Origin of the sequence: Prosthecomicrobium sp. N25 (assembly GCF_037203705.1) — a bacterium.
GTDB lineage: Bacteria > Pseudomonadota > Alphaproteobacteria > Rhizobiales > Ancalomicrobiaceae > Prosthecodimorpha.
The window spans coordinates 295,923-311,619 of record NZ_JBBCAT010000003.1 but is presented as its reverse complement, the minus strand read 5'-3'; the positions used below and the strand labels follow the sequence as shown (position 1 = coordinate 311,619).

The following is a 15,697-nucleotide window of genomic DNA, read 5'->3' as shown; positions in this document are numbered from 1 at the left end:
CGCGGTCACGCTTCCCGCATAGACCGGGCCTTATCCAAAAGGAAGGCGCGGACTGCCGGATCCTCGCTCATCCCGGCGGCCCGGTTCCAGGCCTCGACCGCCGCGGCCCGCTCGCCCGCGACGGCGAGGAGATGGGCGCGGGTGGCCCAGAAGGGCTGATAGGCCCGCGCCTCGGGGCCGATCTCGTCGAGGACGGCGAGCCCGGCGGCCGGGCCGGCCGCCTCCGCCAGGGCCGCGGCGCGGGCGACGCGGTTGCCGAGGGTTGGCGCGAGCCGGACCAGGAGCTCGTAGAAGGCGGCGAGGGCGCGCCAGTCCGTCCTGCCGGTGCGACGCCGTTCGAGATGGACGGACTGGATGCAGGCCTCGACCTGGAAGCGGCCGAGCCGGCGGGCCTGCGCGGCTGCGGCGAGCAGGCCCTCGGCCTCGCCGACAGCCTCGAGATCCCAGAGCGTCGCGTCCTGCTCGCCGAGGGGCACGAAGCGGCCCTGGGCGTCGCGCCGGGCGGCCCTGCGCGCCTCCGACCCCAGCATCAGCGCCAGGAGCCCCTTCGCCTCGGGCGAGTCGGGCGCCAGCGCCACGACCAGGCGGCCGAGCCAGATCGCCTCCTCGGTCAGTCCCTTGAGCGCCGGGTCGCTGCCCAGCGCATCCTCCCAGCCGGTCCCGAAGGCCGCGTAGACGGCGCCCAGCACGGCGTCGAGGCGGGCCGGCAGGGCCGACCGGTCCGGGACCTCGAAGGGGATGCGCGCATCGCGGATCTTGGCCTTGGCGCGCACGAGGCGCTGCGCCATGGCGGCCGGGGAGGTCAGGAAGGCGCCGGCGATGCGCTGGGCGTCGAGGCCGAGCACCGTCTGCAGCATGAGGGGCGCCTGGACGGCGGGGTCGATCGCCGGATGGGCGCAGACCAGCATGAGGCGGAGCCGCTCGTCGGGGATCGTGGCCGGATCGGGGTCCAGGGAGGCCTCGCCCATCAGGTCGAGCGTGGCGGCGGCCTCGGCGCGCACCCGCCCGTGACGCGCCTCCTGCCCGAGGCGGCGGCGCGCGGCGGTGACCAGCCAGGCCTCTGGCCGCTCTGGCACGCCGTCGACGGGCCATGTCCGCAGCGCCGCCGCGAGGGCGTCCGCAAGGGCGTCCTCGGCGGCGGCGATCGACCGGCTGCGGGCCGCGAGGATCGCGACCAGCCGGCCGTAGGAAAGGCGCACGGCCCTCTCGGCCGCGCGCGCCGCATCGGTCACCGCGCCGACCCGGCCGGAGGCATCGGCGGCATGACGGGGCGAACCTCGACCGACCCGTACTCGGCGGCGGGCGCCCGGGCGGCCCATTCCAGGGCGGCGTCGAGATCGGGCACGTCCAGGACGACGTAGCCGCCGAGCTGCTCCTTGGTGTCCGGGTAGGGGCCATCGGCGACCTGGCGCGCGCCGTCGCGGATGCGCACGATGGTGCCGGTGCGCGGGGGCAGCAGGCCATGGCCGCCGACCATCACGCCGGCCTCGCGCATGGCCCCGATATAGGCCATCCAGGCGCCGAGGGACGGGCTGCGCGTCTCCGGGTTCTCGTACTTCTGGTAGATCTCCTCGGGCTCCATGAAGCTGAGCATGTACTGCATCGTCGTTCCTCCTCCGGCGTCGACAGGCTAGTCGCCCCGGGCGCGTCGGCCAACGGTCCTGCGCTACGCGCCTCGGGGAGGCGGCCGGGATCGCCTCCCCTCGACCCCATGAGCCGCGGGCAGGCAGGAGATCGACACCGGGCCGGAAAAATTTCTTCACTGCGGAGCCGGTCCTTGCGGAAACCCGCGGGGCCCATCCGGTGTTTGGCTCTCCGGCACCGGAGGGAACCATGCAGAAAATCATGAGGGCGTTGATCGTCGCCACCTCGCACGACCGGCTCGGCGACACCGGCAAGCCGACCGGCTTCTACTGGGAGGAACTCGCCACCCCCTACCGGGTCTTCCGCGAGGCGGGCTTCGAGGTCGACATCGCGTCGATCCGCGGCGGGGAACCGGCGGCGGACCCGAAGAGCGAGCCGAGCGCGGAGGAGCCACTGCCGGACGTGGTCGCCTTCAAGAAGGACGAGGCCGCGATGGGCAAGCTGCGGCGGGCGCCTTCCGTGCAGGAGGTGGTCGCGGCGGACTACGACGTGGTCTTTCTCGCAGGCGGCCACGGAGCCGTCTGGGACATGCCGGGCGACCCGGCGCTCGCCGCGCTCCTCGGCGACGTGCATGCCCGCGGCGGCGTCGTCTCGGCGGTCTGCCACGGCCCGGCCGGGCTCGTCGGCGCCAAGGGGACCGACGGCGCCCCGCTAGTCGCCGGCAAGCGGGTGGCAGGCTTCACCAACGAGGAGGAGACGGCGGTGGGGCTGACCGAGGTGGTGCCCTTCCTCCTGGAGACGCGCCTCGGCGAACTCGGCGCCTTTTTCGAGCCGGGCCCGGCCTTCAAGCCCAAGGTCGTCCGCGACGGCCGGCTCGTGACGGGCCAGAACCCGATGTCCTCCGAGGCCACCGCGGAGCGCGCCGTGGAGGCGGCGCGCGACACGGTGGGGCGGTAGCTTACCGGCCCTGCGGCCCGCCTTTCCGCTTGCCCCGAGGCCCGTCCGGGACTAGGTTCCGCGCGCTTTTCGCGACCGCGAAGGCCAGCCAGTCCGGAGAACCGCCATGGGCTTCATCGCCGACAGCCTTTCCCGCATCAAGCCGTCCGCCACCATCGCGGTGACCAACAAGGCGCGGGAACTGAAGGCGGCGGGGCGGGACGTGATCGGGCTCGGCGCGGGCGAGCCGGACTTCGACACGCCGGACAACATCAAGGAGGCCGCCATCCGGGCGATCCGGGAGGGGCAGACGAAGTACACGGCTGTCGACGGCACGCCGGAGCTCAAGGCGGCGATCGCGGCGAAGTACAAGCGCGAGAACGGCCTCGACTACAAGCCGAGCCAGATCTCGGTCGGCACCGGCGGCAAGCAGGTGCTCTACAACGCGCTCCTCGCCACGCTCAATCCGGGCGACGAGGTGATCGTGCCGGCGCCCTACTGGGTCAGCTACCCGGACATCGTGCTGCTCGGCGGCGGCGTGCCGGTGTTCGTCGAGACCTCGATCGAGACCGGCTTCAAGGTGACCGCCGACGCGCTCGACCGGGCGATCACGCCGAAGACCAAGTGGTTCATCTTCAACTCGCCGTCGAACCCGTCGGGCGCCGCCTATTCGCGCGCCGAGCTGAAGGCGCTGACGGACGTCCTGATGAAGCATCCGCAGGTGTGGGTGCTGTCGGACGACATGTACGAGCACCTCGTTTACGACGACTTCGCGTTCACGACACCGGCCCAGGTCGAGCCCGCCCTCTACGCGCGGACGCTGACCATGAACGGCGTCTCCAAGGCCTATTGCATGACCGGCTGGCGCATCGGCTACGGGGCGGGGCCGGAGACGCTCATCAAGGCGATGGCGACGCTGCAGTCGCAGTCGACCTCGAACCCGTCCTCGGTCTCGCAGGCCGCGGCGGTCGAAGCGCTGAACGGGCCGCAGGACTTCATCCCGCGCAATAACGCGGTGTTCAAGCAGCGGCGCGACCTGATCGTCTCGATGCTCAACCAGGCGCGCGGGCTGACCTGCCCGACGCCGGAGGGCGCCTTCTACGTCTATCCGTCCTGCGCGGGCGCGATCGGCCGGACGGCGCCGTCCGGCAAGGTGATCGCCACCGACGAGGACTTCGTCACCGAGCTCCTGGAGGCGGAGGGCGTCGCGGTCGTGCAGGGCTCGGCCTTCGGGCTCGCGCCGCATTTCCGCATCTCCTACGCGACCGCCACGGAGGCGCTGGAGGAGGCGGGCCGGCGGATCCAGAGGTTCTGCGGCAACCTCCGGTAAGGTCGGGTTGGCGAGGGCGGGTCGGCTGCGGCCGCCGGGCGGCGGCGGATCCGCAACCGCGCGTACGGTCACGGCCACGGTCCCGCCGCTTTCGCGGCCGATGCACGGGCCCAACCAGTACCGAACGAGGGTCCATTTCATGCGCAAGTTCATCGCTCCGGCCGTCGCGGCGGCCGCTCTCGTGGCCCTCGCCCAGCCGGCCTCGGCGGAAGTCCGGCTGAAGGTCGGGGTCCTGGAATGCGACATCGTCGGCGGGGTCGGCTTCATCGTCGGCTCGACCCGCGACCTGGCCTGCACCTACACCCCGGTGCGGGGCAAGCGGGAGGCCTATGCGGGCCGGATCTCGCGCTTCGGCATCGACATCGGGGCGGTCACGTCGACCAAGCTGATCTGGGCGGTCTTCGCGCCCTCGAACACGCGCCTCGGCGCGCTCGCGGGGGGCTATGTGGGCGCGTCGGCGGAAGCAACGGTCGGGGTCGGGATCGGCGCCAACGCGCTGATCGGCGGCTTCGGCAACTCGATCGCCCTCAATCCGCTCAGCGTCCAGGCGCAGACGGGCGCCAATCTGGCGGCCGGCGTGGCCGGGCTATCGCTGACGGCCCGCTGAGGCGCGGCGTGGCCGTCAGGCCACCTCCTCGTCCGGCACGACCCGTTCGGTCGGGCGGGGGGCGATCAGCACCTTGTCGATGCGGCGGCCGTCCATGTCCATGACCTCGAAGACGTAGTCGCCGATCACGGCCTTCTCGCCGGCATGGGGGATGCGGTTCATCACCGAGAGCATGAGGCCGCCGAGGGTGTGGTAACTGCCGCGCTCGAGCTCGGGCAGGTCGACCAGACGCTCCAGGTCGTCGATGTCCGTGTCGCCGTCGAGGAGCCAGGAGCCGTCGTCGCGGCGCACCGGCCCACCTTGCGGGGCGTCCACGTCGGCGAGGTCGCCGGCGATGCCCTCGATGATGTCGGTGAGCGTCACCAGCCCCTGCAGGCCGCCATATTCGTCGACCACGAAGGCGCAGTGCACGGGCGTGTTGCGGAAGCGCTCCAACAGCTTCAGCACCGGCGCATTTTCCGGGACCACCACCGGCTCGCGCACCAGGCTCGCCAAGTCGAGCTCACGGCCTGCGAGGGCGTCGGCAAGAAGATCCTTCTTGTAGATGACGCCGGTCGGCTCATCGATCGAGCCGGGCGCGACGACCAGGAGCGAGTAGGGGCACTCGGCGATCTCGCGCCGGACGGCCTCGGGCGGATCGTTCGGGTCTATCCAGTAGAGATCCGGGCGCGGGGTCATGATGGCGCGGACGGGTCGGTCGGCCACCCGCATGACGCCCTCCAGCATCTCGCGCTCCTCGGGGTCGAGCACGCCGGCCTGCACGCCCTCGGCGAGCACGTGCATCACCTCGTCCTCCGTGACGTCGCCACCGGTCGACTCCTTCACGCCGATGAGTTTCAGGACGGCGTTCGAGGTGACCGACAGGAGCGACACGAAGGGCGACGCGAAGGTGCTGACGAAGGCGATGACGCCGCCGACGGCGAGCGCGATCGGCTCGGGATGCGCGATGGCGAGCCGCTTCGGGACCAGTTCGCCGAAGACCAGCGTCACGAAGGTCATCAGCACGATGACGATCACGAAGGCGACCTCGTCGGCGGCGCTGCCGAGGGAGGGGACCACCGCCAGCAGGAATCCGGCGAGATGGTCGGCGAGGCTCGCGCCCGTGGCGGCGCCGGCCAGGAGTCCGACCAGCGTGATGCCGATCTGGACGGAGGACAGGAATTTGTTCGGGTTCTCGCCGAGTTCCAGCGCCCGGGCGGCGCGGGCGTCCCCCTCCTCGGCGAGCGGTCCGAGACGCGACTTTCGCGCGGAGACCAGCGCCATCTCGGACATGGAGAAGAAGCCGTTCACGAGCGTCAATGCGATGAAGAACAGTAGTTCCAGTCCGAGCATGCCGTGAACGTGGGACGCCGCTCAGGCGCCCGGCCCCCCGTGTGGTTGTCGTCGAGGCGCAGAGTAGCACAGGTCGACCCGGATGGGGGAAGCCGGGCACCGTCCCTCGCGCTATTCGGAGCATCCGACGGAAGCCGCTGCGTCAGGGGCCGCCGCACCGCAAGTTCGGCATCCTCGCTATGGACAGGCCGTTCGTCCGGAGCGACCATGCCCGGGCCAGGGGCGGCGGAGCCCGCCCTGTCCCGCCCGTGCCCTCGGGGCCGACATGCCGGACCGAGGGTATGGCGTACTGCGAACATATCAAGAACGGGAGGCAATCATGGCAGATGGTCAAGGCGGTGCCGGCGGAGGCGGCTCGGGCAACGGCAGACGAGGGGGCCCCCGGTGCGTGGCCCTGGTCGGGCCGTTCTCGAGCGGCAAGACGACCCTTCTCGAGGCGATCCTCGAGCGCACGGGGGCCATTCCGAAAGCCGGATCGGTCGCAGCCGGAACGACGGTCGGCGACGCGGCCCCGGAGGCCCGCGCGCACCGCATGGGGGTGGAACTGAACGTGGCGGAGGCGACCTTCATGGGCGACCGCTATACGTTCCTGGATTGCCCCGGGTCGGTCGAATACCTGTTCGAGACCGAGGCCGCGCTGACCGGCGTCGACATGGCGGTGGTCGTCTGCGAGGCGGACGAGAAGAAGATCCCGGCCCTGCAACTCACCCTGAAACAGCTCGAGGACCACGGCGTCCCGCACATCCTGTTCCTGAACAAGATCGACAAGGCGAGCACCTCGGTGCGCGAGACGCTGGCGCTGATGCAGACGGCCTCGTCGGTGCCGATGGTGCTGCGCCAGATCCCGATCTGGAAGGACGGCATCGCGATCGGCTACATCGACCTGGCGCTCGAGCGCGCCCATGTCTATCGCGAGCATGCCGAGAGCGAGGTCGTTCCGATCCCGGACGGCGAGCGGGCGCGCGAGGTGGAGGCGCGCTACCAGATGCTGGAGCGGATCGCGGACTACGACGACCACCTGATGGAGGAGCTTCTTTCCGACATCGAGCCGCCGCGCGACGAGATCTTCGACGACCTGCGCCGCGAAATGCGGGACGGGCTGATCTGTCCGGTCTTTATCGGCTGCGCCGAGCGCGGCAACGGCGTCAGCCGGCTCCTCAAGGCGATCCGGCACGATTGCCCGTCGGTCGCCGAGACGGCCGACCGGCTCGGCCTCAACGCCGGGGGCGACGGCGTCGTCCAGGTCGTGAAGACCTTCCACACCCAGCACGGCGGCAAGATGTCGGTCGCCAGGGTGCTGGCCGGCAAGATCGGAGACGGCGCGGTGCTGTTCGACGGGCGTGGCGAGAGCGACCGGGTGTCCGGCCTGTACCGGCTCAACGGCAAGGAGAGTGCCAAGCGCGGCGAGGCCCTCGCGGGCGAGACGGTGGGGCTCGCCAAGGTCGAGGTGGCGCATACCGGCGACACGCTGACCACGTCGAAGGCGGGAATCGCCCGTCTGGTGACGCTCGAGCCGCCGGAGCCCGTGATGGCGCTCGCGGTGGCGCCGCACGACCGGAAGGACGAGGTGAAGCTCTCCACGGCGCTGCAGCGCATCGCCGAGGAGGATCCGTCGATCCGGGTCAGCCACGACCCCGTGAGCAGCGAGACGCTGGTCGAGGGGCAGGGCGAGATGCACCTGAAGATCGCCTTCGAGCGGCTGACGGCCAAGTTCGGCGTCACGCTCGAGACCCGGCAGCCGGCCATCCCCTACAAGGAGACGATCCGCGGCAAAACGACCGTGCGCGGGCGGCACAAGAAACAGTCGGGCGGCCACGGCCAGTTCGGCGACGTGGTGCTGGAGATCGCGCCGCTGCCGCGCGGATCGGGCTTCGTCTTCTCCGAGGCGATCACGGGCGGGGTGGTGCCGCGCAACTACATTCCGGCGGTCGAGGAGGGCGTCGCCGACTGCCTGAAGCACGGGGTGAACGGCTTCCCGGTCGTCGACCTGTCGGTCAGGCTGATCGACGGCTCCTACCATTCGGTCGACAGTTCCGACCAGGCCTTCAAGACCGCCGCCCAGATCGGCATGCGCGAGGGCCTGCCGCAGTGCCAGCCGGTGCTGCTGGAGCCGATCCTGCGGGTCGAGATCGCCTGCCCGTCGGACGCGACCTCGCGGATCAACCAGATCGTCACGGGCCGGCGCGGCCAGCTCCTCGGCTTCGACGGCCGGCCGGGCTGGGCGGGCTGGGACGTGGTGCAGGCGCTGATCCCGCAGTCGGAGATGCACAACCTGATCGTCGAGCTGCGCTCGGCGACCGCCGGGGTCGGCAGCTACCGGGCCCGCTTCGAGCATCTGGCCGAACTGACAGGTCATCTCGCGGCCAAGATCCTGGAACGCGCGAAGGCCGCGCACGCGGCCTGACGCCGGGAGGCTCGGCGGGCGGAGCCCCGCTCCGCCCGCGGCCTCGCGCGGGGTGATCAGTCACGGGACGTTGACGCGGTCGTGTCTTGCCGGGCGGGCGGCGGCGACCAATTCTCCTCACCGGTCATCCGTCCGGGGAGCGAAGTCATGCCTGTGATCCGCCGCAAGGGTTGGGAGATACCCGAATCGCAAGCCACGCCGGAGGCGCTGTTCCTGGACCGGCGGGCGATGCTCGGCCTCCTGGGAGCCGCGGGCGCCTCCGGGTTGCTGCCGGCCCCGGCGCTGGCGCAGGAGGATGCCTTCGCCAAGCGCTTCCCGGCGCAGCGCAACGAGGCCTTCAAGCTCGACCGGCCGCTGACGCCCGAGGACGTCAACGGCAACTACAACAACTTCTACGAATACGGGACCGAGAAGGGCATCGCGTCGGCGGCGCAGAAGCTGAAGACGAAGCCCTGGACGGTCACGATCGACGGCCTCGTGGAGAAGCCGATCAAGCTCGACTTCGAGGAGCTGGTCGCCAAGATGCCGATCGAGGAGCGGCTGTACCGGCATCGCTGCGTCGAGGCCTGGTCCATGACCATCCCGTGGACGGGCTTCCCGATCGCCAAGCTGATCGAGTTCGCCAAGCCGACCTCCGGCGCCAAGTATCTCCGGATGGAGACCTTCCTGGACAAGGACATGGCCTTCGGTCAGCGTCGGCTGTTTATGTACCCCTGGCCCTACGTCGAGGGGCTGACCATGGCGGAGGCCGCGAACGACCTCGCGTTCCTGGCCGTCGGGGCCTACGGCAAGCCGATCGCGAAGCAGCACGGGGCGCCGATCCGGTTGGCCGTGCCGTGGAAGTACGGCTTCAAGTCGATCAAGTCCATCGTCCGCTTCGAGTTCACGGCCGAGCGGCCCAAGGGTATGTGGGAGCAGCTTCAGTCGAGCGAGTACGGCTTCTGGGCCAACGTCAACCCGGAGGTTCCGCATCCGCGCTGGAGCCAGTCCCATGAGCGGGTGCTGCACACGGGCGACCGCGTGCCGACGCTGCTCTACAACGGGTACGGCGAGTGGGTCGCAGGCCTCTACAAGGACATGAAGGGCGAAAACCTCTTCATGTGAGCGGCGGCCAGCCGCGAATGCCGCAGGCGCTTTGGAAAAAAGACCGGATCGAGGAGCACTCGATCCGGTCCAGTGGCCTCGCAAGAGGCGATTGATCCAGAGGGGAGAACCGTCAACCGAGAGTGGGTGACCCTTGGTGACGTTCGTACCTTGTACCGAAGTTCTTAACAAACAATCAACTGGGAAGTTGACCTAGCGTCCATTCTTCTGCCCCCTGCGGGACGGGCAAGCCATTTCGGTTCAGGGGAACCAAGAATTCAGTATCGTCTAATTCATATGATACTGGATCGATAGCTTACATTCACGGAATACGAATATACTACATGCAGCGCCGCTCGTCCTTTGTCTCCGTCACATGCATCATGGAGACTGTGTGTACAGACGAGGGAGGCGTGCCTTCTTCTCGGGTATGCCGAACAACTGAAATATTTCTGGCCGATCCCCTGAAGTTCTTATACGTCTCGGCTCTCATCATGTTTGAGGGGGAGCTTCAAGGCGACCCCGGCGTCAATAAGTCCAGCGTTCCGCCTTCGAGATGAGGAAGTCGCGGAAAACCTTCACCCGGGCCGTGTTGCGCATCTCCTCAGGATACACGAAGTAGCAATCGAAGGACGGCACGTCGGCTTCCGGAATGAGCTGGACGAGTTCCGAGCCCGCTTCGATCAGGTAGTCGGGCAGGAGCGCGATGCCGATTCCGCGCTCCACCGCGCGCTTGATGGCGATGACGCTGTTGATGCGCAGGGCCGCCTTGCGCGGGCCGCCGGGCGCGCGCCCGACCGTCTCCAGCCAGTTCATGTCGCGCAGGTAGGTCGGCGCCGAGGTGCCGAAGGTGATGATCCGGTGCTCGTCCAGTTCGTCGACGGTCTCCAGGTGGCCGTAGCGCTTCACGTAGCCCTGGGAGGCGTAAAGGTGGAAATGGACCGTGAAGAGCTTGCGCTGAATGAGGTCCGGCTGCACGGGCTGCCGGATGCGGAGCGCCACGTCGGCCTCGCGCATGCCCAGGTCCAGCTCCTCGTCGTCGAGGATCAGCTCGAGCTGCACGTCGGGATAGAGATCGACGAATTCGTGGATGCGCGCGGTCAGCCACGAAGTGCCGAGGCCCAGCGTGGTGGTCACGCGCAGGCTGCCGGACGGCTTCTCCTTGGTTTCGACGAGGCGCGAGCGGACCTGGTCCAGTTTGACCAGCACCTCCCGAGCGGTGCGGAAGAGGAGTTCGCCCTGTTCGGTGAGAATCAGCCCCCGCGCGTGCCGGTGGAACAGCGGGACGTTGAGATCCTGCTCGAGCGCGCTCACCTGGCGGCTCACCGCCGACTGGCTCATGTCGAGCTTCTCGCCCGCGTGCGTGAAGCTGCCCGCCTCGGCCGCCGCGTGGAAGATGCGTAGCTTGTCCCAGTCCAAAACGGCCCCCCTCGTCTCTTGCGTGCGTCGCCCGGCCTATTCGGCCGCCTCGCGGTGAACGGCGACGCCCGCCAGGTACTTCTCCGCCTCCAGGGCCGCCATGCAGCCCATGCCGGCCGCCGTCACGGCCTGGCGGAAGACGTCGTCGGTCACGTCGCCCGCTGCGAACACGCCCGGCACGCTGGTCGCGGTGGAATAGGGCGCCGTCCAGATGTAGCCCGAAGACTTGAGCCGCAGCTGGTCGCGGAAGAGATCGACCGCCGGAGCATGTCCGATGGCGATGAAGATCCCGTCTACCCCGACGTCGGTGGTCGCGCCCGTCTTGACGTTGCGCAGCCGGGCGCCGGTCACCCCGAGCGGCTCGCCGCCGCCGAGGACCTCGGCGATCTCCGAATCCCAGACGACCCGGATCTTCGGGTTCTCGAAGAGCCGCTGCTGCAGGATGCGCTCCGCGCGGAAAGAGTCGCGCCGGTGGACGACCGTGACCTTCGAGGCGTGGTGGGTGAGGTAGAGCGCCTCCTCGACCGCGGTGTTGCCCCCGCCGACGACCAGCACCTCCTTGCCCCGGTAGAAGAAGCCATCGCAGGTGGCGCAGGCCGAGACGCCGAAGCCGCGGAAGGCCTGCTCGGAGGGCAGGTTCAGCCAGCGCGCCTGGGCACCGGTGGCGATCACCAGGGTGTCGCCCTGGTAGGTCTCGCCGGAATCGCCCACGAGCCGGAAGGGTGGGCCGGAGAGGTCGGCGGAGACGATGTGGTCGTAGACGATCTGGGTGCCGACGTGCTCGGCCTGGGCGCGCATCTGCTCCATCAGCCAGGGGCCCTGGATCGGATCGGCGAAGCCGGGGTAGTTCTCCACATCGGTCGTGATGGTGAGCTGCCCGCCGGGCTGGATGCCGGCGATCAGGATCGGCTCGAGCATGGCGCGAGCGGCGTAGATGGCGGCCGTGTAGCCGGCCGGGCCGGAGCCGATGATCAGGACCTTCGAGGACGGCATGGGAAGAACCTAACGCTTCTCTGACGGCGGCAGGGTGACGTCTGCGGCGCCGGAGGTCAATCGAACGGGACGAGACTCCGACACGCCGTCGCCCCCGCGATCCGCTTCCGCCATCCGGCGCGCCACTTCGCGCGCCACGGTCACGGTCGAGTCCACGGGGGCATATGTATAGTCTTCGAGTCGTCCTTCAAATGGTCGTATCAGCCCGGCGTCCCGGAGTCCCGCCAGAAATCGTTCGAGCTTCCTGGACAATCCCGTGGGCTGGTGAACCAGCACGGGCCGGCCGGTCGCCAGGGCCTCGCCGACCATGTTGAAGCTGTCGCCAGTAACCACGATCGCATCCGCGTGGGCGAGGAAGTCGAAATAGGGGTTCGGCTCCGAGCCGTCCCACACGAGGCTCGGACGGCCGGCGACGGCGCGGCGGACCGCTTCGAGGACGGCGGGGTCACTGCGCCGGGACGGCGTGACGAGGAAGGAGCCGGCCTCAGGCGCGAGCGCGGCGAGGCGCGGCGCCAGGCCTTCGAGGCCGGGGCCGCCCCCGAGGAGCACGGCGACGCGCGGGACGGGGAGGCGGTCGAGCCAGGCCGGCGGGGAGCGCCGGGCCTCGGCGAGCCGGGCCGCGGAGACGCGGTGGGGGCCCGTGGGGGTGACCAGCACGTCGGGCCCGCGTCGCCGGTCGTGGGCGGCGACCCACAGGAGATCGGCGCCGTGCCGGACGGTGCGCGGATCGCGCAGCACGAGCACGAAGGTGCGGGCGCCGGCGCGGGCTTTCACGACCCGCGCATAGGCGATCGCGCGTCGGCCGCAGGCGACGACCAGGTCCGGCCAGGGCGGGGCGATGGGACTGCCGGCCCGTTCGGGGGCCTCGCGTGGATCGATCGGGCCGCGGGGCAGGAACCAAACCCAGGGCGGGCGCGGGGCAACGCGCCGGAACTCGACCTCGCAGCCGAGCGCCTCGACCACGCCCAGGGCGGGGTTCACGTCGCCGGCCTTGCCGTCCGTCAGCACCCAGGCCTTCGGGCGTGCGTCCCTCGGATCCGCCGTCTCGATCACGCTGTGTCGGGTCCTGCCGCTCGGCGGCTGCTTCCGTCCGCCTTTGCGAAAATGCTATAGAGCCGCCGCGCCAGGAAACAAAACGTCGATTCTCAGCGGGGCGGGGCGCCGCCCCCGGTTCCCTCCTCCGACACGAGACCTGCCTTGAAGCTGCGCCTCGACGACATCGACTGGCACATCCTGCGGGAACTGCAATCCGACGGGCGCATGACGAACGTCGAACTGGCGCGGCGGGTGGGTATCTCGGCGCCGCCCTGCCTGCGGCGCGTGCGCGCGCTGGAGGAGGCCGGCATCATCCGGGGCTACCGGACGCTGCTCGACGAGAAGGTGCTCGGCTACGACCTCACGGCCTTCTGCTTCGTGTCGCTGGCGAGCCAGGCGGACGCGGATCTCGCGGCCTTCGAGGCCAAGGTCAGATCCTGGACCATCGTGCGCGAGTGCTGGATGCTGTCCGGCGACACCGACTTCATCCTGAAATGCGTGGCGCCGGATCTTCGCAGCTTCCAGGCCTTCGTGATCGACGACCTCACCAAGGCGCCGGCGGTGGCCGGCGTGAAGACCGCGCTCACGATCAAGATGTCGAAGAACGAGCCCACGGTGCCGCTCGGGAGCGGCTGAGACCGGGCTCCAACGTGCGGGCGAGGCGGTAGAATTTCGGCATCGCCGGCAGTGCCGCGGCCTATACAAGACGGGTATTTGCGGTAGTATCGAACTTGGCCACTCGATGACATAGCGCGGGTAAACCCGAGCGTGCGTCCCGGGTCCTGAGGGCGACGGGTGAATTGCGGCCACCCGTCGGCAAGCAGGATCGGGGCGACGCCCGTATCGTGGCGTACGGCCGTGGATTGGACATTGTTCGTGAGTGCCGCGGTCGGCGGGTTCTGCGGGGTGACGGTCCGCATCTGGATCTTCCTGATCGTGGTCCTGTGCGGCGCCGCCCTGCCGGTCGGGGCCGTGGTGCTCGGATTGTCCTCGCCGGGCGGCGCGGCGCTCACCTATCTGATCCACGTCCTGGTGCTCTACACGTCCTACGTCATCGGCGCGGCGGTCGCCGTGTGGCTGGACCGCCGCTATCCGGTCGAGCCGAAGGACGGCCCCGCCGGGCCCCGCGAGGGCAGCCCCGGCGCATCCCGGCCGCATTAGCGGGGCGCGCGCAAAGGCCGCACAGCCCGCTGTCCGCGCCTCCTCCGATGGGGCATTTGCGGCCGAGCGCCGAACGATCCCCAAAAAAGCTGTCATGGCCCTGTCGGATCCGGTCGGAACGGCGCGTCCTCGGGCGGACCGGGGCGGCGTCCGGCCCCGAGCGCGACTATGGAGGAGACAGCGATGCGGGTGATGGTGCTGGTGAAGGCGACGACGGACAGCGAGGCGGGGATCATGCCTTCGACGGAGCTCCTGGCGGAGATGATGCAGTTCAACGAGGAACTGGTGAAAGCCGGCCTGATGGAGACGGGGGAGGGCCTCCAGCCCTCGGCGCGGGGCAAGCGCATCGCCTTCGACGGCGCGTCGCGGACCGTGAAGGACGGACCCTTCCAGCCCGCCGGCGAGCTGGTCGCCGGGTTCTGGATCTGGAAGGTCAAGGACATGGACGAGGCGGTGGCCTGGGCGAAGCGCTGTCCGAACCCGATGCCCGGCCCGAGCGAACTGGAGATCCGGCCCTTCTACACAATGGAGGATTTCGGCGGGGCCGTGACGCCGGAACTCGCCGCGCAGGAGCAGCGGCTGCGGGCTCAGACCGGCGGCTGACCGGCGCGTGGCGGAATCGCCGTCCCGCGACGGAACAGCCGGGCGGCGTACCGGTTCCGTCGTGGGGCTGGCGACCCGGAAGGTGCAGCATGAAGAGCTTCATTCTCGTTCTCGCGATCGTCGCTGCGGCGACGCCCGCGGTCGCAGGGCCTTGCACGCAACGTCTCGCGGATCTCGAAAAGACGATCGGCGCCCGGAACGAGGGCGGCGGGCCGGCGATCGAGGGCAATCCGGCGGTCTCCGGGTCGACCGGATCGGGCGCCGCGGCGCCCGCCACCCAGCGCCGGGACATGGACCTCATGGCGGCGCTCAACGAGGCGAAGGGCCTCGACCGGGCCGGCATGGAGGACGAGTGCCAGAAGCGCGCCGCCGACATCGCGGCATCGCTCCCGCCGGGCAGCCGCTGAGCTGCGAGTGGGCTTGTATGGACCCAACGCGAGGACTGCCCGCGGCTTGACGCTGCGGGCAGTTGCAGGCCTCGACGCCTGGGGTTGGCGTGACTGCCACGCTGCTCCTAGTCAGCATCCCCCGAAGCAGTTTGTTGTGAAGCGCTCCTTGCTACTTTCTTTTCAGCGACTATGTGTGCGATCTTATCGAATCTATCAGCGCGCTTTCGTCTTTCTATATACCATTCTTCTATTAGTTTCTCTGTTAATTCAATTAGTATGCCAGCCTCATCTGCATCTACCGGTACTATTACGTCAATGTCCTTCTCCATATGAGCACCGATGTTGCCAATTGTTCGCACATGGTCTATGGCCTGAACGCTATCAAGGCTGACTCCCTGTGGGGCTTTGCCGATTGCCAAAGCCTTGCTCAGCTCTCTGATCTCTTCAGCGAGTGTTGCCCTTGCAATTCCGCAGAAATCTCTAATCATGCCTTGTAAACAGCGGCGAGCGAGCGTTGCGGAGGCCTTCGGACTAAGGTCTTTGATCAAGCACGCTTCTGTGTAATCTGATCTGATAGCTGCGGGAACATACTCAGGAATTTGCTTTGCACTGCTTTCGGGTTGCAGTTGCCAACGACGTACCAATCCCTTAAACCTTGCGGGTTCAGATTTCGATGGATCTACTTCGAATAGATAAACACTCAAGGACAAATTGTTACATTCATTGTCCAGGCATCGGATCGCGACAAGCTTGAGATCTAAAGGGCCTTGCGCACTGTGTGCTCGATTAAAGTCGAGGAAGTGAGTTACTTGTATATAGTT

16 protein-coding genes are annotated in these 15,697 nt (G+C 68.8%); 9 read left to right on the top strand and 7 right to left on the bottom strand.

Annotated elements, in window-relative coordinates:
- Positions 1-5 precede the first annotated feature (5 nt).
- Both WBG79_RS20585 and WBG79_RS20580 read right to left on the bottom strand, forming a co-directional pair.
- Positions 6-1,199, bottom strand: a complete 1,194-nt coding sequence (locus WBG79_RS20585; RefSeq protein ID WP_337359100.1) for an RNA polymerase sigma factor — start codon at positions 1,197-1,199, stop codon at positions 6-8.
- A gap of 29 nt (positions 1,200-1,228) precedes the next feature.
- The gene (locus WBG79_RS20580; protein WP_337359099.1) at positions 1,229-1,603 is read right to left on the bottom strand and encodes a YciI family protein; all 375 of its coding nucleotides are present in this window, start codon (positions 1,601-1,603) and stop codon (positions 1,229-1,231) included.
- Between the two features lie 230 nt (positions 1,604-1,833).
- Here WBG79_RS20580 and WBG79_RS20575 point away from each other — a divergent pair, with 230 nt between their 5' ends.
- The 3 genes from WBG79_RS20575 (at position 1,834) to WBG79_RS20565 (ending at position 4,457) form a co-directional block, all read left to right on the top strand.
- Positions 1,834-2,541, top strand: coding sequence for a type 1 glutamine amidotransferase domain-containing protein (locus WBG79_RS20575; RefSeq protein ID WP_337359098.1), 708 nt, complete (start codon positions 1,834-1,836; stop codon positions 2,539-2,541).
- A 106-nt stretch (positions 2,542-2,647) separates the two neighbouring features.
- A complete protein-coding gene (locus WBG79_RS20570; RefSeq protein ID WP_337359097.1) occupies positions 2,648-3,850 on the top strand; it encodes a pyridoxal phosphate-dependent aminotransferase in 1,203 nt (400 codons plus the stop codon).
- Between the two features lie 139 nt (positions 3,851-3,989).
- On the top strand, positions 3,990-4,457 hold the full coding sequence (locus tag WBG79_RS20565; protein ID WP_337359096.1) for a DUF992 domain-containing protein: 468 nt from the start codon (positions 3,990-3,992) through the stop codon (positions 4,455-4,457).
- 15 nt (positions 4,458-4,472) lie between these two features.
- On the opposite strand, the gene WBG79_RS20560 is transcribed toward WBG79_RS20565, so the two are convergent.
- Positions 4,473-5,789, bottom strand: coding sequence for a hemolysin family protein (locus WBG79_RS20560; protein WP_337359095.1), 1,317 nt, complete (start codon positions 5,787-5,789; stop codon positions 4,473-4,475).
- Between the two features lie 319 nt (positions 5,790-6,108).
- Between WBG79_RS20560 and WBG79_RS20555 the strand changes: the two genes are divergently transcribed.
- Together WBG79_RS20555 and msrP are read left to right on the top strand one after the other, a co-directional pair.
- Positions 6,109-8,193 (top strand): elongation factor G, encoded by a 2,085-nt coding sequence (locus WBG79_RS20555; protein WP_337359094.1) that lies wholly within the window; start codon positions 6,109-6,111, stop codon positions 8,191-8,193.
- Between the two features lie 147 nt (positions 8,194-8,340).
- Positions 8,341-9,297, top strand: a complete 957-nt coding sequence (msrP, locus tag WBG79_RS20550) for a protein-methionine-sulfoxide reductase catalytic subunit MsrP (protein ID WP_337359093.1) — start codon at positions 8,341-8,343, stop codon at positions 9,295-9,297.
- A gap of 507 nt (positions 9,298-9,804) precedes the next feature.
- Here msrP and WBG79_RS20545 read toward each other — a convergent pair.
- Genes WBG79_RS20545 through WBG79_RS20535 form a run of 3 tightly spaced genes read right to left on the bottom strand, consistent with a single transcriptional unit; the run spans position 9,805 to position 12,741 of the window.
- Complete coding sequence (locus WBG79_RS20545; RefSeq protein ID WP_337359092.1) at positions 9,805-10,695, bottom strand: LysR family transcriptional regulator; 891 nt, start codon at positions 10,693-10,695, stop codon at positions 9,805-9,807.
- Positions 10,696-10,731: 36 nt separating this feature from the next.
- Positions 10,732-11,688 carry a thioredoxin-disulfide reductase gene (trxB, locus tag WBG79_RS20540; RefSeq protein ID WP_337359091.1) on the bottom strand — a complete coding sequence of 319 codons (957 nt, stop codon included), beginning with the start codon at positions 11,686-11,688 and terminating at the stop codon, positions 10,732-10,734.
- 9 nt (positions 11,689-11,697) lie between these two features.
- The gene (locus tag WBG79_RS20535; protein WP_337359090.1) at positions 11,698-12,741 is read right to left on the bottom strand and encodes a mitochondrial fission ELM1 family protein; all 1,044 of its coding nucleotides are present in this window, start codon (positions 12,739-12,741) and stop codon (positions 11,698-11,700) included.
- Positions 12,742-12,885: 144 nt separating this feature from the next.
- On the opposite strand from WBG79_RS20535, the gene WBG79_RS20530 reads away from it, so the two are divergent.
- The 4 genes from WBG79_RS20530 (at position 12,886) to WBG79_RS20515 (ending at position 14,894) form a co-directional block, all read left to right on the top strand.
- A complete protein-coding gene (locus tag WBG79_RS20530; RefSeq protein WP_337359089.1) occupies positions 12,886-13,359 on the top strand; it encodes an Lrp/AsnC family transcriptional regulator in 474 nt (157 codons plus the stop codon).
- Positions 13,360-13,599: 240 nt separating this feature from the next.
- Positions 13,600-13,884, top strand: a complete 285-nt coding sequence (locus tag WBG79_RS20525) for a hypothetical protein (RefSeq protein WP_337359088.1) — start codon at positions 13,600-13,602, stop codon at positions 13,882-13,884.
- Between the two features lie 183 nt (positions 13,885-14,067).
- Complete coding sequence (locus WBG79_RS20520; RefSeq protein WP_337359381.1) at positions 14,068-14,487, top strand: YciI family protein; 420 nt, start codon at positions 14,068-14,070, stop codon at positions 14,485-14,487.
- An 89-nt stretch (positions 14,488-14,576) separates the two neighbouring features.
- Positions 14,577-14,894, top strand: coding sequence for a hypothetical protein (locus WBG79_RS20515; RefSeq protein WP_337359087.1), 318 nt, complete (start codon positions 14,577-14,579; stop codon positions 14,892-14,894).
- 107 nt (positions 14,895-15,001) lie between these two features.
- Here the strand turns inward: WBG79_RS20515 and WBG79_RS20510 are convergent, their stop codons facing one another.
- Entirely contained in the window at positions 15,002-15,424 is a 423-nt protein-coding gene (locus WBG79_RS20510) for a DUF4145 domain-containing protein (protein WP_337359086.1), read from the bottom strand.
- Between the last annotated feature and the right edge of the window lie 273 nt (positions 15,425-15,697).